This is a genomic window from Pseudaeromonas sharmana (genome assembly GCF_042649925.1).
In the GTDB taxonomy this organism is placed as follows: Bacteria; Pseudomonadota; Gammaproteobacteria; order Enterobacterales; family Aeromonadaceae; genus Pseudaeromonas; species Pseudaeromonas sharmana.
The window spans coordinates 12,236-34,267 of record NZ_JBHSAF010000012.1; the positions used below are offsets into that span (position 1 = coordinate 12,236).

23 protein-coding genes are annotated in these 22,032 nt (G+C 54.6%); 15 read left to right on the plus strand and 8 right to left on the minus strand.

From position 1 onward, the window contains the following. Positions 1–52: 52 nt before the first annotated feature. From kdsD to ACFOSS_RS09705, 10 genes are read left to right on the plus strand one after another with little or no spacing between them, the layout of a single operon-like run. The gene (kdsD, locus tag ACFOSS_RS09660) at positions 53–1,027 is read left to right on the plus strand and encodes an arabinose-5-phosphate isomerase KdsD (RefSeq protein ID WP_377152130.1); all 975 of its coding nucleotides are present in this window, start codon (positions 53–55) and stop codon (positions 1,025–1,027) included. Further along, positions 1,027–1,581: a 3-deoxy-manno-octulosonate-8-phosphatase KdsC gene (kdsC, locus tag ACFOSS_RS09665; protein WP_377152131.1), complete on the plus strand. Its 555-nt coding sequence runs from the start codon at positions 1,027–1,029 to the stop codon at positions 1,579–1,581. The genes kdsD and kdsC overlap by 1 nt, the downstream gene beginning before the upstream one ends. After that, entirely contained in the window at positions 1,578–2,135 is a 558-nt protein-coding gene (lptC, locus tag ACFOSS_RS09670; RefSeq protein WP_377152133.1) for an LPS export ABC transporter periplasmic protein LptC, read from the plus strand. The genes kdsC and lptC overlap by 4 nt, the downstream gene beginning before the upstream one ends. Beyond that, entirely contained in the window at positions 2,107–2,643 is a 537-nt protein-coding gene (gene lptA / locus ACFOSS_RS09675) for a lipopolysaccharide transport periplasmic protein LptA (protein WP_377152134.1), read from the plus strand. The genes lptC and lptA overlap by 29 nt, the downstream gene beginning before the upstream one ends. Continuing rightward, complete coding sequence (gene lptB, locus ACFOSS_RS09680) at positions 2,643–3,368, plus strand: LPS export ABC transporter ATP-binding protein (protein ID WP_377152135.1); 726 nt, start codon at positions 2,643–2,645, stop codon at positions 3,366–3,368. The genes lptA and lptB overlap by 1 nt, the downstream gene beginning before the upstream one ends. Before the next feature lie 46 nt (positions 3,369–3,414). Further along, on the plus strand, positions 3,415–4,893 hold the full coding sequence (locus ACFOSS_RS09685; protein WP_377152136.1) for an RNA polymerase factor sigma-54: 1,479 nt from the start codon (positions 3,415–3,417) through the stop codon (positions 4,891–4,893). A 22-nt stretch (positions 4,894–4,915) separates the two neighbouring features. After that, positions 4,916–5,203, plus strand: coding sequence for a ribosome hibernation promoting factor (hpf, locus tag ACFOSS_RS09690; RefSeq protein WP_377152137.1), 288 nt, complete (start codon positions 4,916–4,918; stop codon positions 5,201–5,203). A gap of 8 nt (positions 5,204–5,211) precedes the next feature. Next, positions 5,212–5,658, plus strand: a complete 447-nt coding sequence (gene ptsN / locus ACFOSS_RS09695) for a PTS IIA-like nitrogen regulatory protein PtsN (protein ID WP_377152138.1) — start codon at positions 5,212–5,214, stop codon at positions 5,656–5,658. Between the two features lie 7 nt (positions 5,659–5,665). Further along, entirely contained in the window at positions 5,666–6,532 is an 867-nt protein-coding gene (gene rapZ / locus ACFOSS_RS09700) for an RNase adapter RapZ (protein ID WP_377152139.1), read from the plus strand. Next, entirely contained in the window at positions 6,519–6,794 is a 276-nt protein-coding gene (locus tag ACFOSS_RS09705) for an HPr family phosphocarrier protein (RefSeq protein WP_377152140.1), read from the plus strand. Before rapZ ends, ACFOSS_RS09705 begins: the two co-directional genes overlap by 14 nt. 43 nt (positions 6,795–6,837) lie before the next feature. Here ACFOSS_RS09705 and rpoH read toward each other — a convergent pair whose 3' ends face one another. From rpoH to ftsY, 4 genes are all read right to left on the minus strand, one after another. Further along, on the minus strand, positions 6,838–7,689 hold the full coding sequence (gene rpoH, locus ACFOSS_RS09710; protein WP_377152141.1) for an RNA polymerase sigma factor RpoH: 852 nt from the start codon (positions 7,687–7,689) through the stop codon (positions 6,838–6,840). A 276-nt stretch (positions 7,690–7,965) separates the two neighbouring features. Further along, complete coding sequence (gene ftsX / locus ACFOSS_RS09715) at positions 7,966–8,919, minus strand: permease-like cell division protein FtsX (protein ID WP_377152142.1); 954 nt, start codon at positions 8,917–8,919, stop codon at positions 7,966–7,968. Beyond that, the gene (gene ftsE, locus ACFOSS_RS09720; protein WP_377152143.1) at positions 8,909–9,592 is read right to left on the minus strand and encodes a cell division ATP-binding protein FtsE; all 684 of its coding nucleotides are present in this window, start codon (positions 9,590–9,592) and stop codon (positions 8,909–8,911) included. The genes ftsX and ftsE overlap by 11 nt, the downstream gene beginning before the upstream one ends. A 3-nt stretch (positions 9,593–9,595) precedes the next feature. Next, positions 9,596–10,858 carry a signal recognition particle-docking protein FtsY gene (gene ftsY, locus ACFOSS_RS09725; RefSeq protein WP_377152144.1) on the minus strand — a complete coding sequence of 421 codons (1,263 nt, stop codon included), beginning with the start codon at positions 10,856–10,858 and terminating at the stop codon, positions 9,596–9,598. 102 nt (positions 10,859–10,960) lie between these two features. On the opposite strand from ftsY, the gene rsmD reads away from it, so the two are divergent. Beyond that, positions 10,961–11,575 (plus strand): 16S rRNA (guanine(966)-N(2))-methyltransferase RsmD, encoded by a 615-nt coding sequence (gene rsmD / locus ACFOSS_RS09730; protein WP_377152145.1) that lies wholly within the window; start codon positions 10,961–10,963, stop codon positions 11,573–11,575. Further along, a complete protein-coding gene (locus ACFOSS_RS09735; RefSeq protein WP_377152146.1) occupies positions 11,572–11,895 on the plus strand; it encodes a DUF1145 domain-containing protein in 324 nt (107 codons plus the stop codon). The genes rsmD and ACFOSS_RS09735 overlap by 4 nt, the downstream gene beginning before the upstream one ends. Before the next feature lie 56 nt (positions 11,896–11,951). Here the strand turns inward: ACFOSS_RS09735 and ACFOSS_RS09740 are convergent, their stop codons facing one another. The 3 genes from ACFOSS_RS09740 to ACFOSS_RS09750 form a co-directional block, all read right to left on the minus strand. Then, positions 11,952–15,092 carry an SEL1-like repeat protein gene (locus ACFOSS_RS09740; protein WP_377152147.1) on the minus strand — a complete coding sequence of 1,047 codons (3,141 nt, stop codon included), beginning with the start codon at positions 15,090–15,092 and terminating at the stop codon, positions 11,952–11,954. A gap of 474 nt (positions 15,093–15,566) precedes the next feature. Beyond that, entirely contained in the window at positions 15,567–16,328 is a 762-nt protein-coding gene (locus tag ACFOSS_RS09745) for a hypothetical protein (RefSeq protein WP_377152149.1), read from the minus strand. A gap of 165 nt (positions 16,329–16,493) precedes the next feature. After that, positions 16,494–17,687 (minus strand): Bcr/CflA family multidrug efflux MFS transporter, encoded by a 1,194-nt coding sequence (locus ACFOSS_RS09750; protein WP_377152150.1) that lies wholly within the window; start codon positions 17,685–17,687, stop codon positions 16,494–16,496. Positions 17,688–18,128: 441 nt separating this feature from the next. Between ACFOSS_RS09750 and ACFOSS_RS09755 the strand changes: the two genes are divergently transcribed. The 3 genes from ACFOSS_RS09755 (at position 18,129) to ACFOSS_RS09765 (ending at position 21,229) form a co-directional block, all read left to right on the plus strand. Further along, a complete protein-coding gene (locus ACFOSS_RS09755; RefSeq protein WP_377152151.1) occupies positions 18,129–18,677 on the plus strand; it encodes a DUF2799 domain-containing protein in 549 nt (182 codons plus the stop codon). After that, on the plus strand, positions 18,674–19,225 hold the full coding sequence (locus tag ACFOSS_RS09760; protein WP_377152152.1) for a DUF2799 domain-containing protein: 552 nt from the start codon (positions 18,674–18,676) through the stop codon (positions 19,223–19,225). Before ACFOSS_RS09755 ends, ACFOSS_RS09760 begins: the two co-directional genes overlap by 4 nt. 63 nt (positions 19,226–19,288) lie before the next feature. Then, complete coding sequence (locus ACFOSS_RS09765) at positions 19,289–21,229, plus strand: methyl-accepting chemotaxis protein (protein WP_377152153.1); 1,941 nt, start codon at positions 19,289–19,291, stop codon at positions 21,227–21,229. Here the strand turns inward: ACFOSS_RS09765 and ACFOSS_RS09770 are convergent. Next, on the minus strand, positions 21,218–21,976 hold the full coding sequence (locus tag ACFOSS_RS09770; protein WP_377152154.1) for a class I SAM-dependent methyltransferase: 759 nt from the start codon (positions 21,974–21,976) through the stop codon (positions 21,218–21,220). The genes ACFOSS_RS09765 and ACFOSS_RS09770 overlap by 12 nt on opposite strands. Between the last annotated feature and the right edge of the window lie 56 nt (positions 21,977–22,032).

Below are 22,032 nucleotides of genomic sequence, written 5' to 3' on the forward strand. Positions count from 1 at the left end.
TGGAGGCCGACTTTCATATAATCAGCCAGTCAATAATCAGGAGTCTGTAACAATGACCAAGCTGTTCGATTATCGCCGCGCCGGCCAACGTGTTCTGGCTATCGAGATCGCCGCCCTGCAAGGACTGCAAGCATTCATCGATGAATCCTTTGTCAGAGCCTGTGAGATGATGCTGCATTGTCAGGGCAAGATCGTGGTCATGGGCATGGGCAAATCTGGGCACATAGCGCGCAAGATGGCCGCGACGTTCGCCAGCACAGGCACACCGTCGTTTTTTGTGCATCCCGGTGAAGCCAGCCACGGTGACTTAGGAATGGTCTCTTCGCAGGATGTGGTGATCGCTATCTCCAACTCAGGCGAAAGCGACGAGATCATTGCCCTGTTACCCGTGCTCAAGCGTTGGGGCAATGCCTTGATTTGTATCACTGGCAACCCAGACTCCACCATGGGGCGTGAAGCATCCGTCCACCTGTGTATCCGCGTCCCCAGCGAAGCCTGCCCGCTCGGTCTGGCCCCGACCTCCAGTACGACCGCGACACTGGTGATGGGCGATGCGTTAGCTGTCGCCTTGCTCGAGGCTCGCGGTTTTACCGCTGATGACTTTGCGCTGTCCCATCCGGGCGGGGCATTGGGACGTAAATTATTATTGCGCACCAGTGATCTGATGCACAGCGGCGACGAACTCCCTGTCGTGCCATGCCATGCCACAGTGCGCGATGCACTGCTTGAAGTCAGCCAGAAGGGGTTGGGCATGACAACCATCGTCAATCAAGATGGCACGCTGGCCGGTCTCTTTACGGATGGTGACCTTCGCCGCATCCTGGATCAACGGATTGATATCCATCAAACACGCATCGATGCCGTTATGAAGCGTGGCTGTGTTACCGTTTATGCAGAGATGCTGGCAGCCGAAGCCGTACAATTGATGCAACAACGCAAGATCAATGGCTTGGTGGTGATCGATAAGCAACAAAAGCCTGTCGGCGCCTTCAATATGCATGACGTTCTCAAGGCCGGGGTCGTCTAATGTCCATGGTTGAAACCCTGTACGGAGATGTGGAACACGCGCTAGTAGCCTGTGCCAGACGCATCAGGCTACTGGTCTGTGACGTAGATGGCGTGCTTTCCGATGGCCGTATCTACATGGGCAATCAAGGCGAAGAGCTCAAGGCGTTTCATACCAAAGATGGTTTTGGTTTGAAGGCGGTACGAGAGCTCGGCATCGAGGTTGCCATCATCACCGGGCGCAACTCACGTATCGTCAGTGATCGCATGGCCGCCCTAGGTATCGAACACTTATACCAGGGGCAAGGTGACAAACTTCCCGCTTTTGAAGACTTGCTAGACAAACTGGGGCTGGACGCGACGCAAGCGGCATATATCGGTGATGATGTGATCGATATCCCTGTCATGCAGTCATGCGCACTCGGGATTGCCGTAGCAGATGCCCATCCGCTGGTCCTCCGTGCTGCCGATTACATTACCCGCATGCGCGGTGGTGAAGGCGCCGTTCGCGAAGTCTGCGACCTGTTGCTGCAGGCCCATGACAAGCTTGAACACATCAAGGGCGCCTCGATATGAGCCGTTATAACGTTGCAATTTTTTTGTTGTTCTTGACTGCCATCGGTCTGTGGCGCTGGTTTGACAATAGTGATGCCCAAACGGCGGACGTCAACAGCCTCTATCAGCCGGCCTTCATTGCCACCGATCTGATCACGCGCCACTATGCGGCCAATGGCGCCCTGATGCAGACACTGCTCACCGATAAGGCCGAACATTATAATCAGTTGAACAGCACAGAACTTACCCGCCCCAGAATCATCACCAAAAATAGGCAGGGGGGTGATCAATGGCAACTCACGGGTGATAAAGGGGTGTTGAATGACAATGACAGCGCCCTGTTGCGCAATCATGTTGAGCTCAGGTACCTCGGCGAAAATCCGATAGTGCAACAGATGACAACCGATTATCTGGAGATGGACTTTGCCAAACAGCAAGTCCGAACCAACCTCAGCGTCGAGATTACCGGCCCCGGATTCACAAACAGGGGCACAGGACTGCTTGCTGAGCTACAAGCCGAAAAATATCAATTACTGAGTAACAGCCATGCGCGCTATTTCAATCCATCACGTTAATCTGCTGTTAGCCCTGAGCCTGCTCACCACGTCCATCGAGGCCAAGCAATCGGACTATCAACAACCCATTCAGGTTGACTCACAACGTCAGCTGGCAGAGCTGGGGAGTGACAAGGTTTCCTTCCTCGACGATGTCGTCATCACTCAAGGCAGCATCCGCATCACCGCCAGTAAAGTCGAAGTCATTCGTCACGGTCAAAAAGGTGCCGAAGAGATGATCGCCTATGGCTCACCCGCCACCTTCTACCAGATCCTCGACAATGGCAAACCTGTCGAAGCTCAGGCCAAGCAACTTAGCTACAAACTGAAAGAAAAACTGGTCATTCTCAGTGGTAAGGCGCACCTGAAGCAGGAAGATAGCCAAGTCTCTGGTGACACCATCCGTTATGACATCCAGAAGCAGCAGATGGCAGCGGAGAGTAGTGGCAAGGGGTCGCGCGTCAAGACCATCTTCCTGCCTGACCAGATTCAGGAACAGGTCAACGATCAAAAGAAGGGGCAACAGTAATGTCATGCCTGAAGGCCGTCAGCCTGAAAAAAAGCTATAAGAGCAGAACCGTTGTCACCAATGTCAGCCTGCAGGTTGAAACGGGCCAAATTGTCGGCCTGCTCGGACCAAATGGTGCGGGTAAAACAACCTCGTTTTATATGATCGTCGGCCTGGTTCCGCAGGACGGTGGCGTGGTGACAATAGATGACCTGGATCTGACGCCGCTGCCGATGCATGAGCGCGCGCGCAGCGGTATCGGTTACCTTCCGCAAGAAGCCTCCATATTCCGGCGCCTCAGCGTCGAGCAGAATCTGATGGGCGTGCTCGAACTGCGACCCGATCTGTCCAAGGAAGAGCGCCGAGACAAAATGGAGTCCTTGCTCGAAGAATTTCATATTACCCATATCCGACAGAGCCTTGGCATGAGTCTCTCCGGTGGGGAGCGGCGCCGAGTGGAAATCGCTAGAGCTTTAGCTGCAGACCCTAGATTTATCCTGCTAGATGAACCTTTTGCTGGTGTTGATCCCATCTCGGTTATTGATATCAAACGTATCATCGAACATTTACGTGATCGTGGCCTTGGGGTATTAATTACCGATCATAACGTCCGAGAAACCTTGGATGTCTGCGAAAAAGCCTATATCGTCAGCCATGGTCAACTGATTGCCGAGGGCTCTCCGAAGGAGATACTGCGTAACGAACAGGTCAAGCAGGTTTATCTGGGTGAAGGCTTCACCCTGTGACAATAACGGACGCCAAACGATTAGCCGCAAGGAATAAACAACTCAGATGAAACCGACTCTTCAATTACGCTTGGGACAATCACTGGCCATGACGCCCCAGTTGCAGCAAGCCATTCGCTTGTTGCAACTTTCGACCCTGGAGCTCCAGCAGGAGATCCAGCAGGCGTTGGATGCCAATCCCCTGCTGGAAATGGAAGAGGGTGATGGTCTCGATGCGCTGCCATCAGAGCGCGAGAGTGACGCGTCAGAACAGCACGATGAATCTATTGATCACGATGAAAGTCAGCTCAGTACCAGCGAGGCGCTGAATCAGGAAAACATGCCTGAAGAGCTACCGATGGATACGACCTGGGATGAGGTCTATACCGCCGGGACACATCAATCCAGCGGCCTACCCGTTAACGACGATGAACCCGTTTATCAGGGCGAAACGACAGAGAGCCTACAAGATTATTTGCTGTGGCAAATGCATTTGACCCCATTCAGTGAACTGGATGCGGCTATCGCGCTGGCGATCATTGATGCAATCGATGAGTCTGGCTACCTGACAGTCAGCCTCGATGACATCCGCGAATCCGTGCATAACGATGACGTTGAAGTCGAGCTGGATGAGGTCGAAGCTGTCCTTAAACGCGTCCAGCATTTTGACCCTATCGGCGTCGCGGCGCGTTCGGTCCAGGAGTGCCTGCTCATCCAGTTAGGACAGTACCCGCATAGCACCCCATGGCTGAAGGAAGCCAAGCAGATACTACAGGAACACATGGACCTGCTGGGCAACCGAGATTACCGCAATTTGGCGCGCAAAATGCAGCTCAAAGAAGCCGATCTGAAAGAGGCACTGGATCTGATTCAGCAACTGGATCCCCGCCCCGGAAATAGCGTGCTGCAGGCAGAATCATCCTATGTGATCCCCGATGTCGCCGTTAGCAAAAAGCAGGGCCGCTGGATAGTGGAGCTTAATCCAGATGCCATGCCGAAAATTCGCATCAACGAAACCTATGCCGCCATGGCCCGCCATGCCCGGAACAGCAGCGATAGCCAATTTATTCGTTCTCACCTCCAAGAAGCAAAGTGGTTCATCAAGAGCCTGGAGAGTCGGAACGAGACCTTATTGAAAGTCGCCAACTGCATCGTCCAGCACCAGCAAGATTTTTTCGAATATGGTGAAGAAGCCATGAAACCCATGGTTCTTAACGATGTAGCCGAAGCAGTAGAGATGCATGAATCGACGATTTCACGGGTGACCACACAAAAATTCATGCATACCCCTCGCGGAATCTTCGAATTGAAGTACTTTTTCTCCAGTCACGTCAATACTGATAATGGAGGGGAGTGTTCTTCGACGGCGATTCGAGCGCTCATCAAGAAGCTAGTCGCAGCGGAGAACCCGGCAAAGCCGTTAAGCGATAGCAAGATCGCGGATTTGCTGACCGAGCAAGGTATCATGGTTGCCAGAAGAACCATTGCCAAATACCGTGAGTCTTTATCCATTCCCCCGTCAAGCCAACGTAAACGCCTGCTGTAGGGCAAACAATAAGGAAGACGTTATGCAAATCAATCTGTCCGGTCATCACATCGAAATTACTGAGCCGCTGCGTGATTTCGTGAACAGCAAGTTTTCAAAACTGGAGCGCCATTTCGAACAGATTAACAATGTCCAGGTCATCCTCACGGTTGAAAAGCTCAACCAGATTGCCGAAGCCAAATTGAATGTCAACGGCGGTGAAATTTTTGCCAACTCTCAGCACGAAGACATGTATGCCGCGATTGATACGCTGATTGACAAGCTGGATCGGCAGATCATTAAGCACAAAGAAAAACTAAACAGTAAGTAACCCTAATAATGTTAATTCAGGATTTCCTCAGCAGGGACTGCACCAAAAGTGCAGTCCCTTGTTCCAGCAAAAAACGCGCCATCGAGATGATCAGCGAACTGGCAGCTCAAAGGCTTGGCCTTGACGCGCAAGACCTCTTCGAGCGACTGCTTGCCCGCGAAAGAATGGGTAGTACCGGCATTGGCGGCGCAATCGCAATTCCCCATGGCCGCATTCCGGATGGCCACCCACTGACAGGGGTTTTTTTGACATTGGAAGAACCGATTGCGTTTGATGCCATAGACAACCAGCCAATCGACATCCTGTTTGCCCTCTTGGTGCCAGAGAGCGAATGCAAAACTCATCTCAAGACCCTGTCACTGATCGCAACCCGTTTGCATGATCGCGCTTTTTGTCGTCAGCTCCGTCAGGCTGAAAACGACGAGGCGCTCTATCAACTGATAACAGCTCCATGAGGCGAGCATGAAACTGATAGTGGTCAGTGGCCGTTCTGGCTCGGGAAAAACGGTCGCGCTGCGCGTGCTTGAGGATCTTGGCTATTACTGTGTCGATAACCTTCCGGTTTCTCTATTGCCTCAGTTGGTCGATGTTGCACGTCATCAGCACAGTGAACTCGCAGTCAGCATCGATGTGCGTAATCTGCCTGCTGAGAGTTCGGAGCTGGAAGAGTTGCTCACCCGTATCCGCGAGAGCAGCGACCTCGAATTTTCCAGTATTTTCACCGATGCAGATAACGCCACGCTGATCCGTCGCTATGGTGAAAGCCGGCGACTGCACCCGCTGTCACGCCAACACCTTTCACTCGATCAAGCCATACAGCAAGAAACGCACATGCTGGCGCCGTTGTCATCAACAGCGGATTTACGCATCGATACCACGTCATTGAGCATTCATGAGCTCAGTGAACAAATTTGTGAACGGGTATTGGGCCGCAAAGAGAAAGAGCTGGTGCTGGTTTTCGAGTCATTTGGGTACAAGCACGGGACCCCTAAGGATGCAGACTTCGTTTTTGACGCCCGCTTTCTGCCAAATCCGCACTGGATCGCGGCACTTCGCCCACTGACAGGCCTGGACAGTCCAGTCCAGCACTACCTGCGCAATCAGCCAGATGTCATGCTCTATTGCCAGCATATTGAAACCCTGCTCAACCACTGGCTTCCCAATCTGGAGCGCAATAACCGTAGCTATTTGACGGTGGCCATTGGCTGTACCGGGGGCCAACACAGATCCGTTTTTATCACCGAACAGCTAGCTGCCAGTTTTCGCAATCGCAACAAGACAGTACAAGTCCGCCATAAAACGCTGGAGAAACAACATGCCGCGCATTGAAAAGCAGTTGTTGATCGTAAATAAGCTGGGCCTGCATGCTCGCGCGGCTATCAAGCTAGTGCAACTGACGGCTAGCTATCAGGCCACCGTCATGGTTAGTAACGGCGAGAAAGAGGCCAGTGCTGATAGTGTCATGGGACTATTGATGCTTGAGGCGGCACAAGGACAAGCGATTACAGTCATTTGCGAAGGCAGTGACGCCAATGCGTTAATGAGCGCAGTTGAACAACTGGTAGCAGACCGTTTTGATGAGTCTGAATAGTCGTTATCCAGTAATAAAAAAACCGCCGTTGGCGGTTTTTTTATCAGGCTTCGAGCGCATCTTTCAGTCGTTTCAGTGCATTCTTTTCCAGCTGCCGAATCCGTTCCGCTGACACGGCATAGTGATCGGCAAGCTCTTGCAGCGTCGCCTTCTCATCATCCAACCAACGCCGACGCACTATATGCTGGCTACGCTCATCCAGCGTCTTTAACGCATGGGCGAGCTTATGCTCGGCATAGTGTTCCCAATCATCACTCTCCAGCGCAGCGGCGACATCAGATGACTTATCCTCAAGATAATGCACGGGAGCAAAAGCGGTCTCCTGATCATCGTCGTCATAGCCATCAAACGCGACATCCTGACCACTCATGCGGGCTTCCATCTCCAGTACTTCTTGTGGAGAGACACCTAAATCAGCAGCGACAGTCTGCACTTCATCATGGCTAAACCAGCCAAGACGACTCTTCGCCTTACGCAGGTTGAAAAACAATTTACGTTGGGCTTTGGTGGTGGCCACTTTGACCATACGCCAGTTACGCAACACATACTCATGGATTTCGGATTTGATCCAGTGCACCGCAAACGAGACCAGTCGAACCCCAACACTCGGGTCGAAACGTTTCACGGCTTTCATCAAACCGATCGTGCCTTCCTGAATAAGATCGGCTTGCGGCAAGCCATACCCGGCATAGCTGCGTGCGATATGCACCACAAACCGCAAATGAGACATGACTAGCATGCGCGCAGCTTCAAGATCTCCCTCTTGCTGCAGTCGCTCCGCTAGCGCGCGCTCTTCCTCGGCAGTCAGCATCGGGATGCTGTTTACGGCCTGGATATAACCCTCCAGGCTGCCTTGGGGAACGAGAACCATGGATTGCTGAATAGCCGTTGTCATCATAACCCTCTTCGTCTGTTTCAGCGGCACACGTCATAGCTAAAACCAGGATCCGCCGTCTGGATCCACTTATATACATAAAAAAGGGGGAACCTTGCAAGTACCCCCGTCAAAAGACATGTCACTGTTGTTCAGTCAGTCCGACATGCGACCGGAGGCAAGCAATCTGCTCCTAGTCTAACCCTCACCCATGAGACTGACACAACTCGAAAAAAGTTCCGCATTCATCTGAAAAAAGTGTGCGGCGCATCATTTATGTCGATTATGCCGACCACATTATCCGGGCTCGATCTCGCTGATATGACGGTATACCGAAAACCACGCGGCCAGTATCCCTAACCCCATGCTGGCGAGCAGCAGAGCTCCACCCTCGACGGCAGACAGACCCATCAGCCGGAAATGGCTATCATAGAGTGCGGCCAGGATGGTTACCTGGTGCTCGCTCCACAGAATCAGCACTTCACAGAGCCACCAGGCCAGCATGCCGCCCATCAACCCGTACCAAAGCCCGAGGTACAGATAGGGTCTATAAATAAAACGATTGGTCGCCCCGACCAGCTTCATGACCTCAATTTCTGCCCGTCGGCTGAAAATATTCAAACGCAATGTGTTCGCAATCGTGAGCACCAGCCCAAAGATCAACAACACCGCCATCCCCTGAACTGAATGACGAATCAGATTGATAATACCCTGCAACCGTTCCAGCCATTGCAAATCCAGCTTGGCCTGTTCGATGACAGCATCAGTCGCGTACCTTGTTGACAGGGCTCGCGTCGCCTGTGGCGTCCGAAAATGGCTATCTGGCGTGATTTCAATTACCGCCGGTAACGGATTTTCACTCAGAGAGCGCATAGCGTCCGAAAAACCTGACAGCGAAGCAAATTCCTGCAACGCCTCGTCTGGTGAAATATAACGAACCCGCTCCACCTCTGGATCCTGCTTGATGTTGTCCACCAAGGCTAGCGCTTGAGCCTCCGCCGTCCCTTTTTTCAAATACAGGGTAATTTGAGTTCCAGACTGCCACTGCTGGCTGACCGACTCTGCGTTTTTAAGAATGACATAGAATACGGATGGCACAGCCAGGCTGATGGCGATTACGGCAATCGTCATCAATGAAGTCAGCGGTGCAAACCAAATTCCGGCAATAGCCGTTTTGGCCTCTTGTAGATGATGATACAAAAACAACGACAGTTGACGGGACATCCCGCCGGAATGACGTTTACGCCTCATGCTCCCCTCCGGCAGGCATATCAGCCAACAAGCGCCCACCCTTGAGCGTCAGAACACGGCAGCCACTGTCACGAATTAACGATTGATCGTGGGAAGCGATCAACACAGTGACACCGACATCATTGAACTCAGCGAAAAGACGCATAATGTCAGCGGCCAGCTCGGCATCCAGATTGCCCGTCGGTTCATCCGCCAGTAACAATGGCGGCGTGTTTACGATGGCCCGCGCGATCCCTACCCGCTGCTGCTCACCACCGGACAGCATCATAGGCAGATACCCCACCTTGTCATGCAAACCGACTTTATCCAGCGCGGCTGACACTCGCTTTTGTATTTCAGCAGGTGTAAAACCGTCAATGATCAATGGCAAGGCCACGTTGTCATACACCGTCTTATCCATCAACAAGCGATGATCCTGGAAAATCATGCCAATCTGACGCCTGATATAAGGGATATCTCGGCGAGCAATCCTGGTCACATCGTGGCCGTGGAAGGCAATCCGACCATCGCTTGGACGCTCCATGACACCAATCAGTTTGAGCAGTGTACTCTTGCCGGCCCCCGAGTGCCCGCTGAGGAAGGCCATTTCGCCCTTAGCCAAATGGAAACTGACCTTCTGCAAGGCTTGATGGCCGCCCGGATAGTGCTTGCTGACCTGCTCAAATCGAATCATGGTTTATGCGAGATCCTTACTGAACAACGCTTCGACAAAATCGTCGGAATCAAATGGGCGCAGATCGTCAATCCCTTCACCCACCCCTATGTAGCGAATTGGAATACCAAACCGGTCGGCAATTGCAAAAATCACTCCGCCCTTGGCTGTCCCATCCAATTTCGTCAACGCCAAACCAGAGACGCCAACCGCATCACCAAACAACTTGGCCTGACTCAGCGCATTCTGCCCGGTACCGGCATCCAGAGTCAGCATCACCTCATGCGGAGCAGAAGGATCCAGCTTTTGCATGACACGCACTATTTTCTTCAACTCTTCCATCAGGTGATTCTTGTTCTGCAAGCGGCCCGCGGTATCGGCGATCAAAACATCGATCTGGCGAGCCTTGGCAGCCTGCAAGGCATCAAAGATAACAGAGGCAGAATCGGCGCCAGTATGCTGGGCAATCACTGGAATTTGATTGCGTTGTCCCCATACTTGCAACTGCTCTACCGCCGCCGCCCGGAAAGTATCACCCGCCGCCAGCATGACGCTTTTGCCTTCAGCCTGGAAACGTTTAGCCAACTTGCCAATGGTCGTCGTCTTGCCTACGCCATTGACCCCCACCATCAGGATCACAAAAGGTGTAGGGGAGGTGATTTCCAGCGGTTTGCTTACTGGTTTCAGAATGGTCGCCATTTCCTGACGCAGTAACTCGTACAAAGCCTCTGCATCTTTGAGTTGGCGTAACGACGCTTGCTTGGTCAGGTTATTGATGATGCGTGTTGTCGTTTCAACACCCAAGTCCGCCGTAAGCAACTGGGTCTCTAACTCATCGAACAGCTCATCATCCAGCTTTTTTCCACGAAACAGGGCGACAAAGCCGGCACCTAACGACTCTCTCGTCCGCATCAGTCCCTGAACCAAGCGCCCAAAGAGACTGGCTTTCGGCGTCTTAGTGACAACGTGTGGATTTGCTTCTGCTTCTGCTTCTGCTTCTGCTTCTGCTTCTGCTTCTGCTTCTGCTTCTGCTTCTGCTTCTGCTTCTGCTTCTGCTTCTGCTTCTGCTTCTGCTTCTGCTTCTGCTTCTGCTTCTGCTTCTGCTTCTGCTTCCAGGACAGCATCACCGTCTAGCGGCATCGCAGGCAAGTCTAACTTTGCCTCGGCTGTCTCTTCTGGCGCATGAGTGAGAGCCCCCGTTGCGGGCGACGTCTCTTCGATGACGTCCGCCTCGGGTTCGGCACGCTTACCTAAACCAAGCCACGATAAAAAACCTTTCTTTGCCATTAGAACTTACTCACTTCCTGCACCGCTGATAAAATGCCGACCTGTCGATAAAGGTCGAAAATTGGGCCTTATACTACCACTATCTTGCAGTGAATAAACGCCATGCCCAGACGCGCCCCCGCTCGAACCTCAATGTCAGTCCCATCCAGTCGCAAAAGCGGTAACATTCGCTTGATCAGTGGTCAATGGAAAGGCCGCAAGCTGCCCGTATTAGAGGTGGAAGGGCTGCGTCCGACGACAGATCGAGTCAAGGAGACCCTGTTCAACTGGTTAGCCGCCGAGGTTCGTGACGCAGTTTGTCTGGATTTGTTCGCAGGCAGCGGCAGTCTGGGATTTGAAGCACTGTCGCGCTATGCCGGCCATGTCACCATGGTGGAGATGAATCGTGCTGTCAGTCAGCAACTGACGCGAAACCTGACGTCACTTGGCAGTGATAAGGCCCGTGTTGTCAATCAGGATGCGCGGTCATTCCTGGCACAACCAGCCTCTGGATATGATGTGGTGTTCCTTGATCCCCCGTTTCATCAGGGATTGCTGGAAGAGGTTTGCTCCAGGCTTGAAACGGGCGGCTGGCTCCAGGAGTCGGCGTGGATCTATCTGGAGCGCGAATTAAATGGTCCTGCTCCCGCGTTGCCAGCCAATTGGACGCTTATCAAGGATAAAAAAGCAGGGCAGGTGTGTTATCAGCTGTATCAACGAGAGGGGGCAAGTACATGACCAGGGTTTTCTTGTGGCTAGCCAAGGCCATCGTACTCGGCTTTTGGATCGGTGCCATCTATTTCACGTTCTTGCATCCACTGCCAGGTAAAATCAGTACGCTAATACCCGCATTTGCGGTACTGATGCTGCTCGTTCACGGCATACAAGCCGCAATGCTGACTCTGATCGCCAATGGCATCATGCCGCTAAAGTGGCAGCATTATGTCTCCGTATTGCTGTTTGGTTTCTTCACGATGCTGGATTTGCGCAAAGCATTGTTTCAGGCGGCCGAGCGCAAGGTTGCTGAAAAGCGAAACCCGCCCTCCACCCCAGAGTAACCGCTAGAAATGATACAGCCGGCTGCAGCCGGCTGTATCATTGCAACACCATCAACTCAACCGGCTTGGCCCTGCCATTGTTCAAAGAACAGTGTGGCTTCGCGCTGCGCCTCCATTAACTGTGCCGCATTCAATTGTTTGGCCATGTTGTCTCGCAACGCTTGAGCCTCGGGCAAACGACAGCCACTGGCTACGGCTAACGAACTCCACACATACGCCTGCTGGTTGTCTTGCGGGACGCCAACCCCTTGCTGATAAAGACTGGCCAGACAATATTGCGCCTGAGTATGGCCTTGTTCGGCAGCACGCGAGAAAAGTGCTGCGGCCTGGTGATAGTTCTGCGGAGCCCCGCGCCCTTCCTGGAACATCAAGCCCAGTTGATATTGGGCCTTGGCATGCCCCTGATCAACCGCCAGACGGTACCAGGTCGCCGCTTGCTGATAATCCAGATCGACAACCTTGCCGGTTTCATAAAGCTGCGCCAGATGGAATTGCGCATCCGCGTAGCCCTGTTCTGCGGACTGCCGAAACAACTCCAGCGCGCGCGCTTCATTGACCTCGCATCCCTGACCGGAAAGCGACATCTCGGCTAATTGGCAACAGCCTTGAGCATCGGACTGGGCCGCAGACTTACTAAACCAGCCGAAGGCTTCCTTATGATCCTGCTGAACGCCGAGTCCCTCCCGATAGAGAGTCCCAAGACGGTTCTGCGCTTCGGCATAGCCTTCTGCCGCCACACGACGGTAGAAGGAAAGCGCCTGCATATAATCCTGCTGGACACCTTGCCCCAGCTCATACAGGCGGCCTAATGCCAAGTAGGCCGGTTGATGTCCTTGTTCCGATGATTTACGCAACCACTGAACAGCTTGACGATAATCCTGCTGTACCCCACGCCCCATACGATAAAAGGAACCGAGCTGGTACTGCCCCTCGGCCGACTCTTGCTCCGCGGCCTTTTGATACCATGCCGCGGCCTCACGGAAGCTGCGTGTGACCCCTCGCCCGCGCTCATACAAGCGCCCAAGCGCCAATTGGGCCTTGATGTCATTTTGGTCCGCGGACTTGCGATACAACTCCGCGGCCTTCAACAGATCCTGTTCCACACCAGATCCCTGCTCGTACAGCTCTGCCAGTTCACACTGGGCTCGTGCGTCACCCGACTCAACAACTTTGCCCAACCAAAATGCAGCCTTGGTGCCATCGATGGCGCCACCCTTACCTTGGATATAGAGACTTGCCAGCTGGAACTGCGACTCAACATGCCCAGACTGGGCAGCTCGTTCGAGGTACTCAACGGCCTTCGCGACGTCAGCGGTAACACCGCGCCCTTCAGCATACGCAGAACCCAACTTGAACAGCGATTTTATGTGGCCTTGAGCCGCCGCCTGGGTGTAACAGGTCAACGCTTGTTGCTCATCCTGCTTGACGCCTCGGCCCCGCTCGTATTGCAGGCCCAGCGCATAGAGTGCAGCTGGATCGCCCTGCTCGGCCGCCTTGCGATACCAATGGAAAGCCAGTCCCTCGTCCTGCTCGACACCTGCACCGGCTTCGTAACGGCATGCCAATCGCAGTTGCGCTCCCGGGTGACCCTGCTCTGCGGCCTTGCGAACCCAGAACAGTGCATGGCCTGGATTGGAGTCGATACCTTTGCCCTGCTCATACATTACAGACATCGCATACTGAGCATCCAAATGCCCCTGCTCTGCGGCTCGACGATACCACTCGAACGCTTCACGGCTGGCCTGAGGTGAAGGAGCGCCACTGCGACCAGTCTGTGTCCAGGATACACTGCGCGTCATGCGGCGATCTTCGTTGCTATCTTCACCTTCATAGTCCACCAGATTCATATCCAGCAGACGACCCATCTGATATTGCGCATCGGCATAACCCGCATCAGCGGATTTACGGAACCATAACAGCGCCTGTTGAGTGTCTTCATTCACCCCTGTGCCATTCATGCACATGCAGGCTAGGCGATATTGTGCCTCAACCAAACCCTGTTCTGCGGCTTTAAGGTAGAGCGCTGTGGCTTGCTGATGAAACTGCGGAACGCCCAAACCATGCTCGTACATCTTTGCCAATTCGACCTGCGCCAGGGCATGGCCATGGTCAGCGCTCCGACGCAACCAGTAAAGCGCCTGTGGGTAATCAGGCTTCTCGTTATCCAACCACAACATGCCTAGACGATATTGCGCTTCGGCACTCTCTTTTTCTGCCGCATGCTGGAAGTGGCTACGCGCCTTATCAAGATCTTTGGTAACGCCGTCGCCGTCTTGATAAAGCCTTCCCAGCAGACAAAGCGCTTCGGCATGATCCTGCTGGGCGGCCCGTTCCAGCCACTGCATGGCCTGTTTGTGATCGTAAAACGGTGACTGAGTATCACGGCTGATCACCGCCATGCGAAATTGCGCCTCGATAGAGCCCGCTTCTGCTGCTCGCCGGAACCAGACAATCCCTTGCAACTCATCATGGGGCACCCCCTTGCCCTGCATATAAAGCTGGGCAAGGTTAATTTGGGCCAGGATATGGCCCTGCTCGGCCGCGCGATTTAACCAGAAAGCGCCTTGTGTCGGATCTTCCGGCACGCCACGCCCATACGCGTATGTCATGCCATAGGTATATTGGGAGTCAGCCTCACCTCGCTCGGCCGCCTGCCGTAACTGAACCAGGCCAGACTGAGTACCGCTGCCAGTACTCATGCGCCACGTGACTTCACGCTCTGCTGGTGCTCGAGCTTCTGCAGCCGCAACCGGCCGGATTTCCTGTTCCTGCGGCAACTCGGTCGAACCTCCCACATTCCAGCGTATACGGCGCGCCTTCGCTTCACCGTCAGTTTCAAGACTGCGATCTAGTTTTGTGATGCCAACAGCAGCAGAAACCTGGCGTCCGCTCTCGGTTGCACCACTCATCTGCCAAGCTACTCGAGCAGGCGGATTCTGCAGCTGATCCAAGCGACGCCTGGCTGGCGCAAAACCCTGATCGGCTGCACGGCGGAGCCAGTCCTTAGCCATGCCAAGATCTTTGTTCTGCCCCAAACCATCCGCAGCCATCACCCCCATCTGGTATTGGGCCTGTTTATCTCCTGACTGGGCCATTGGGCGCAGCAATGCCGCCGCCTCCTGATAATCGCCACGCTGAATTGCACTCAGGCCTGCTTCCAGACTGGTCTCGACAGATGTAGACGCACTCTTAGTCATAGTAATAGCCACCAAACAGGGAATGTATTCATTCCATTTTCAGGAGACGCGCCATCGGCTTGTAACAGTCATCCTGCTTCCACGTGTTCTGCCTTTGTGCCAGCGCAAAACACACAATAGTGTTACCCGGAATGCAACCAGCATGGCATTCCGGAAAACCTGCCAATGCAGACCAACATGATGAGAGGCAAATCAAGTGCATCCATGCACCATGTCTAGGCATCAGACCGGTTTAAGACCCCAAAGCACGGTCGAAAAATGGTCTATTTGAAACCTATAGTCAGATTAACGTCATATTACTATGCGTAGTTGCCTATTCCTGCAGCAATGCATCCTTTTTTTGATCTTCTCCACACTAGAACCCCCCATGCTGCGGGCAGCGTCAAAGAAAACCACCAGCATCTCCCTTCGAGACCACAAAAAAGAACCGCCGGTATTAACCGACGGTCGCTAGAACTCGATAGTTGAACAGGATTATGCCCGAGTCTGAAATAGATCAGTCAATTGCAGTGCCAGGGAAGCCAGTTGATTCTGTTGCTGCTGTAAAAGCACCCAGCGCGCCGCACATCCCTGATCAGGCTTGATCAGCTGGGTCAACGCTTCGGCACCTGCCTTGACCTGAGCATGCTCGCGTAGCGTCGCCACTTCTAGTGCTAACACACGAGCGTTGTCCTGCACAGTGGCCGCCATACCCTGCATCCGCACCAGCGCGTGTTGCATCTCTGCGACATTCTGGGCGGCAAATAGCCCTTTGCTGACCAAGCCCAGCGTTTCGCTATAGCGTTTGTATTGATCATATACCCCACTCAAATAGGGATCCGTGCCGGCCATCGGCGCAACCAGCATCTCCATCGCCATATCGCCCTGATGCATCGCCGCGATCAATTTGTCTCGCTCCTGAACCAGAGACTGGTGCTGACTCACCCAGGTCAAACGACCCAGTTCCAGCTGGGAGAGCAAGGCCTGTCGCTGGGCCGCATCCGCCTTATTGAGAACCGGAGCCTTGAGCAGCGACTTCAGCAAGGCTGCTGCCTTGCGGATCTGGTCAGGCTGTTCGCTGTTCATCATCTCATCCAGCGCACTGCGCGCTTGCCGATTCACCTCTACGGCGGTAAGGCGTCCAACATCCAGCGACACGCCGTCAGCGTGCGGAGTGGGAGAGCGAGTCTCACGCAAGCTCCAGAAAATCACGCCGACGACGAAAATAAGCAGTAACGGAATCAGTTTTGAACGCACGAAGAACCTCCACCAAAGGCAGGAAATAACGGAGAAGGGACTTACTATAGTGAGCAAAACTGTGATTGCAACGCCAAACGGCAACTAGTCGAGTCGCGCTTGATTGTAAACGCTATCGGCCGCCATGCTAGAGACGACCAACCAGCAAACGCGAAAGCTGACCGCTTATACCAATGGCGGCACCCGGCGGCTATGCCCCCAGAACAGATGTGCAAGCATGGCCAGCACGATACCCGCCAGCATCATCGCCGCCATCGGCAACGGGGATGTCGCCGGCATCAGATTGACCCCCACGCCGGCCAGGGCTCCGGCACCAAAGCGCAGCGTACCGGCAAGCGCCGAGGCGGTCCCGGCATTGGCCGGGAAGAAACTCAGTGCATGGCTAGTCGCATTGGCACCTATCAGCCCCATTTGACCGACGTAGACCACCACCGGAATGACAATCCCCCACAAACCACCCCAACCGGTCAGGGCATTGCTGACCATGAACAGGGCGGCTAACGTGGCCAGCATCAGACCAAGGCGCAACATGCGTAACAAACCCACACGCTTTACCAGGCGGCCATTGATCCAGGTCATCAGCATCAACAGCAGAACATTGAGACCAAATAGCCAGCCATAGTGATGAGCCGGCACCCCGAAATAATCAATGTAAACATAGGGAGAACCGCTAATGAAAGCGAACATGCCGGCAGAAGCAAACGTACCGGCCATCAGGCTGCCCATGGCGCGCGGATGCGCCAGCACCCGGCCATAGTTACGGAAGATACTGTGTAGATCTAGCGGTTGCCGCAGTGCCGGTTGCAAGGTTTCAGGTATCCGCAGTGCCAGTGTGATCCACAGTACCGTGCCCAACACCAGCAACACCCAGAAGATCACTCGCCAGCCCGACTGCAGCAACAGCCCGCCAATCAGGGGCGCCACCAGCGGCGCCAGCGTCATCGTCAGAATAACCAGCGTCAGTGCCCGGACAAACTCATCATCCTTGAATAGATCGCGCAACAGCGCGTTGACAACCACGGCTCCCGCCGCCCCTCCAGCCGCCTGTAGCAGGCGGAATGTCAGCAATGCGGGCAGTGTCGAGGCGAATGCACAGCCTAGCGATGCAAAGACAAACACACCGATCCCAAACAAGATAACCGGTTTGCGTCCCAGGCTGTCCGCCAACGGCCCGTAAAACAGCTGACCCAGGGCAAAACCGGCCAGGAAGGTGCTCACCGTTAATTGCACCGCCTCGGTGGTGGAACCTAAATCTTGCGCAATGGATGGAATGGCCGGCAGATACATATCGACGGCCAATGGGGTTAACCCAGAGATGGCACCGAGCAGGACAAACAATAACCATGAAGCTTGGCGCATACGACGGGCGCTCCAGATGCAAAAACCTGAGTGTAGCCAGAGTTGACCCTGATCACAAAACCTGATGACTTATGGCATGGAATAATCGGAGAATTCCATCGCGTTTATTCATCCTGCCTTCCTGATTGAAGAATATGCGGCATGGCAACCATGTGTCGGGAAATAGATGGCATTGGCACGATTTAATTAATTTGACTTTATTATTCAAACAACTATTTGAAGTCAAACCATGAAATACGCCTTATATTCCGCGACCCGATGCGAAGAGAAAATAAAGGCGTCCCGCATCATTAAGTCCATTTTCTGCCCCCTGTCATCGATGACAGGTAATTACTGAGATAGCGCCAGGCGCCAATACCGCAAGGTATGCAGATCTTTTGCACACACTCTCTTGCCGTGGGACAATAACGCGCCTTTTATATCAAGCCCCAGAGGAATTCCATGCGCGCCCCGATGATCCTGCTCCTTGGCCTGCTGACCGGCTGCACCACCCTTGTCAGCAAGGAGCAATGCCAACATCTCAACTGGTATGGCCGTGGCTATGTCGACGCCGAACGGCAACGGCCGTTGAGTTTTGGTCAGGAGTATGTGGCCGCATGCCGCAATCACGGCGTCTATCTGGATATCGCCCCCTGGCAACGCGGCTATCAGAAGAGTCTGCGTCAGAGTTGCCCGGCCTATAAGGCTCAGTCACTGGCCAAGCAGGAGCAACCCTATCAGGGGAACTGTCTGCTGAATCCGGAATTTGCCAACCACTATCGCACGGCATACCGACTGGCGCGCGAACAGGCGGCACAGCAAAAGGAACAGCAACAGCTAGAACAGTTGCGCCGCCAGATACAACAGCTGGAAGGGGCGCGTGATAGTGCTTCGCAACAGAAGCTGCAGCAATTGCGCTGGCAGGAATATCAGCTCCAAGAAGCCATGCTCGAATCCCGACCACCACTGGCGGTCGAAGCCGCTGTTCTCAACCCTGAATTGCACAGATGAGTGTCCGCTTTCTGGCGCTGCTGTTAATGCTGCTCAGCGGTTGCAGTAGCATCAGTGAATCCGAATGTCACCTCGGTGACTGGCATGGCCTCGGCTATCAAGACGGTCAGTCCGGGCAGATCCGCGAGCGCTTCCGCACCTATCAGCGCGAATGCGCCGAATATGGGATTGCAGCAGATCCGGAACGCTGGCAGCAGGGCTACGTGAAGGGGCTGGCACTCTATTGCCAGCCCGAACTGGCATACGCCAAAGGTCGCGCCGGAGCGCCTTACTATGGGGTGTGCCGCAACGACCAGCTATTTCGCGCCGACTATGACCGCGGCTATGCCGAATACCGCCAAGAGCAGCAGGTCGAGGAGAACCGACAACGTCTGATGGCGCTGTATGACGAGCAACAGCGGCTATGGGAGCAGCTGGTCAACAGCCAAAATCCTGGCCAGCGACGCAAGCTGCGTGACCATCTCGCGCAACTGGAATGGCAGCGCTGGCGGCTAGAACAGCAACAGCTGCAACTACTACAGCAAAGAACCCCTCCGCCCACGCATTGAGCTGTCACACAACTGTCATCGCTGCTTCATAGACTGCGGGCACTAACATGAGGTGCCGGAACCATGAAGATTGCCCGCTTTTCCCTGTTCAGCTCCCTGCTGTTGTTACTCCTGGCCAGCCTGTTGTGTGCGGCGCTCTGGCTCGCCACACAACAACGTCAACAGCAACAGCTTGAGCGCCAGCAGTATTCAGCTCTCAGCCAATCGATCAGCCAACAAGTCCAGCGCGAGATAAGCGACTATCTGCTAAGCGGCGACAGTAGTCGACTGAGCAGTGCTCAAGCCCAGTTACAACAGGCCCGTTCGCAATTAGAACAGCTACCGCCCGGCGATAGCGCTGCGCTGCTACAAGCCTTGCAACAGCTGCACACCAAACTCGGTGGTGAATACCTGGCTGCCGGCAAACTCTCCGGGAACGTACAACAATTGCTACAGCACGCCGAAAGCGAGCTGATGAGCCAGTTAGGCAGTCTGAACCGCTATGCGCTGCAGGCGAAGAATGAGCAGGGCGCGGCCTATCTGCGGCTGGTTGCCGGCATGGCGCAGGATGTCGCCAAACTGGCACAGTTACGAGAAAACCTGATGCAGCGTCAAGACAGCCGCCTGTTGAGCTCCATCCAGTTTCAGCTCAGTACGTTGCAACAGCAGCAGCAAGCACTGGCAGCCTTGCCCTTACTGGGCATTACTGCCGCCAGTGAAGATGAGATTCCAGCACTTGGCGAACCGGAGGTCGCCAGTGATCTCGGCGAAGAGCCCAAAGCCGAACTGGCGAGTCTCATTGCCCGTTACCCCAAGGAGCTGGAAAACACTCGCACCCTGCTGGAGCGGCAACAACAGATGAAACAACATCTCAAAGCCGATTTTGCCTCCGTCGAGACGGCGTTGGCCGCGCTTGGCCAGTTGCTGGAACAGCGCCATCAGCAACGCTTGCAGGAAATTGGCTATGGGCTGATAGCCCTGGCCGCAGTACTGGTGCTATTTGCTCTGCTCTCCTTCTGGTTTCAACAACGCCTCGTCGTCTCGCGCCTGAGCACTTTGCGTGATGCGTTCGCCCGCTTGGTTGCCACAGGACGCCCAGAGCCATTACCCGTGCAGCACCGGCAGAGTGAACTGGGCGAGATTGCCAGTAATTTTAATCAGCTCATGGCACTGCTCGAGCAACAGCAACTGCACAAGTCGCAGCAACTGGAACAGATATCCGGCACGCTGGATGGCATGGTGTCGCAGGTCAGTGATATTCGCGACCATGCCTCGGCGGCAGATCGCGAAGTGACTGCCGCAGAACAGATGATGACGCTCCTGCAACAGCTGGCGAACGAAGTACATCAAGTTGCCAGTGACATGGCGGAGCATGCCACACATAACGAACAGTCAATGTTGCACAGTCAGTCGCTGGTGCATGCATTACAGGGCGCCACACGTCAGACCGGGCAAGCCATCGAAAGCAGCCAGGTCTCGTTGCAGCAATTGGATGCCTCCATGGGCCGCGCCACGGCCATCATCGACGTGATCAGCCATATCGCCGAACAGACCAACCTGCTGGCGCTGAATGCCGCCATTGAGGCAGCGCGCGCCGGCGAGGCCGGCCGCGGCTTTGCCGTCGTAGCCGATGAGGTGCGGCATTTGTCGGCCAGTACCCAGCAATCCCTGGGCCAGATCCTGACGATATTCGAGCAGCTCAAACAGGCATCACTGCAATTAAGCCAGACCATTCATGCCATCGCAGGCGCAGCCCAGGCGCAACAACAACATGCGGATGGTTTGCTGGCCACCTCACTGGTCGTCAGGGATAACGCGCAGAGTAGTGCTGTCGTCGCGGCACAAGGTGCTGGCAATGCGCATAGTCAGCTGGAGCAACTGATGCACTTCGGGGAGATGATGCACCGCCTGCGTCAACAATCGGCACGCATGTCACAACAATCTGAGGCGGTCGCTCAAAACATTCGCGAGCAAGCACAACGCATTACCGCGACGCTGGATAGCGATATCGGCTCAGTGGCCTAATGCCGCCAGGCTATAGAGATCGAAGCGGTTGTTTTTAGTTTCAATACTGCTGCTGGGCTGGCGGTCAGCCAGCCAGCCAGCATAGTCAGGACGTTTGACGACTACACGTCGGGTCGCAACGGCCAAGGCCGCCGGCAACAGGGCATCGGCATCAAGATCCGCCCCAACCAGCGACTGAAACACCCGCATCTCTTTCTTGACCAGAGCGGACTTTTTCTTGTGAGGAAACATGGGGTCGAGATAGACCACCTCCGGCGCGAATGGCAAATTGCTCAACCCTTCGAGTGCCGGCCCGGGTAACAGCTGCAGCCGTTGTTGTAACCAGCCTCCGATTTCCTCATCGGCATAACCGCGCACCAGCCCATCTTGCAACAAGGCGGCCACGACCGGGCTGCGCTCCAGCATCAGGACCCGGCAACCAAGCGAGGCCAGTACAAACGCATCCCGCCCTAAACCGGCCGTCGCATCCACCACACTGGGGTTGGCCCCCGCCTTGAGACCAACCGCCTTGGCAATCGACTGTCCCCGCCCGCCGCCAAACTTACGCCGGTGGGCAACGGCTCCGCCCACAAAGTCAACATAGACAGCCCCCAGCGCCGGCTCATTCAGCTTGCGCAGTTCGAGACGTTCCGCGGTGTATACCAGTGCAAATGGCTCTGCTGCCGTCACGCCATTCAGCGTCACAGCCAGACGAGCCGCGGCCTCCTGATAGCGCGAATCCTCGACGCTGACTTCAATGGCATACATGGTTTCTCTCCTGAAAAAACGGCGCCCACACCGGAGCGCCGTGATTGTATCAGAGA

Excerpts from the sequence above, each read along its gene's own strand:
- kdsD (WP_377152130.1), top strand. The coding sequence starts at position 53 with ATGACCAAGCTGTTCGATTATCGCCGCGCCGGCCAACGTGTTCTGGCT.
- kdsC (WP_377152131.1), top strand. The coding sequence starts at position 1,027 with ATGTCCATGGTTGAAACCCTGTACGGAGATGTGGAACACGCGCTAGTA.
- lptC (WP_377152133.1), top strand. The coding sequence starts at position 1,578 with ATGAGCCGTTATAACGTTGCAATTTTTTTGTTGTTCTTGACTGCCATC.
- lptA (WP_377152134.1), top strand. The coding sequence starts at position 2,107 with ATGCGCGCTATTTCAATCCATCACGTTAATCTGCTGTTAGCCCTGAGC.
- lptB (WP_377152135.1), top strand. The coding sequence starts at position 2,643 with ATGTCATGCCTGAAGGCCGTCAGCCTGAAAAAAAGCTATAAGAGCAGA.
- ACFOSS_RS09685 (WP_377152136.1), top strand. The coding sequence starts at position 3,415 with ATGAAACCGACTCTTCAATTACGCTTGGGACAATCACTGGCCATGACG.
- hpf (WP_377152137.1), top strand. The coding sequence starts at position 4,916 with ATGCAAATCAATCTGTCCGGTCATCACATCGAAATTACTGAGCCGCTG.
- ptsN (WP_377152138.1), top strand. The coding sequence starts at position 5,212 with ATGTTAATTCAGGATTTCCTCAGCAGGGACTGCACCAAAAGTGCAGTC.
- rapZ (WP_377152139.1), top strand. The coding sequence starts at position 5,666 with ATGAAACTGATAGTGGTCAGTGGCCGTTCTGGCTCGGGAAAAACGGTC.
- ACFOSS_RS09705 (WP_377152140.1), top strand. The coding sequence starts at position 6,519 with ATGCCGCGCATTGAAAAGCAGTTGTTGATCGTAAATAAGCTGGGCCTG.
- rpoH (WP_377152141.1), bottom strand. The coding sequence starts at position 7,689 with ATGACAACGGCTATTCAGCAATCCATGGTTCTCGTTCCCCAAGGCAGC.
- ftsX (WP_377152142.1), bottom strand. The coding sequence starts at position 8,919 with ATGAGGCGTAAACGTCATTCCGGCGGGATGTCCCGTCAACTGTCGTTG.
- ftsE (WP_377152143.1), bottom strand. The coding sequence starts at position 9,592 with ATGATTCGATTTGAGCAGGTCAGCAAGCACTATCCGGGCGGCCATCAA.
- ftsY (WP_377152144.1), bottom strand. The coding sequence starts at position 10,858 with ATGGCAAAGAAAGGTTTTTTATCGTGGCTTGGTTTAGGTAAGCGTGCC.
- rsmD (WP_377152145.1), top strand. The coding sequence starts at position 10,961 with ATGCCCAGACGCGCCCCCGCTCGAACCTCAATGTCAGTCCCATCCAGT.
- ACFOSS_RS09735 (WP_377152146.1), top strand. The coding sequence starts at position 11,572 with ATGACCAGGGTTTTCTTGTGGCTAGCCAAGGCCATCGTACTCGGCTTT.
- ACFOSS_RS09740 (WP_377152147.1), bottom strand. The coding sequence starts at position 15,092 with ATGACTAAGAGTGCGTCTACATCTGTCGAGACCAGTCTGGAAGCAGGC.
- ACFOSS_RS09750 (WP_377152150.1), bottom strand. The coding sequence starts at position 17,687 with ATGCGCCAAGCTTCATGGTTATTGTTTGTCCTGCTCGGTGCCATCTCT.
- ACFOSS_RS09755 (WP_377152151.1), top strand. The coding sequence starts at position 18,129 with ATGCGCGCCCCGATGATCCTGCTCCTTGGCCTGCTGACCGGCTGCACC.
- ACFOSS_RS09760 (WP_377152152.1), top strand. The coding sequence starts at position 18,674 with ATGAGTGTCCGCTTTCTGGCGCTGCTGTTAATGCTGCTCAGCGGTTGC.
- ACFOSS_RS09765 (WP_377152153.1), top strand. The coding sequence starts at position 19,289 with ATGAAGATTGCCCGCTTTTCCCTGTTCAGCTCCCTGCTGTTGTTACTC.
- ACFOSS_RS09770 (WP_377152154.1), bottom strand. The coding sequence starts at position 21,976 with ATGTATGCCATTGAAGTCAGCGTCGAGGATTCGCGCTATCAGGAGGCC.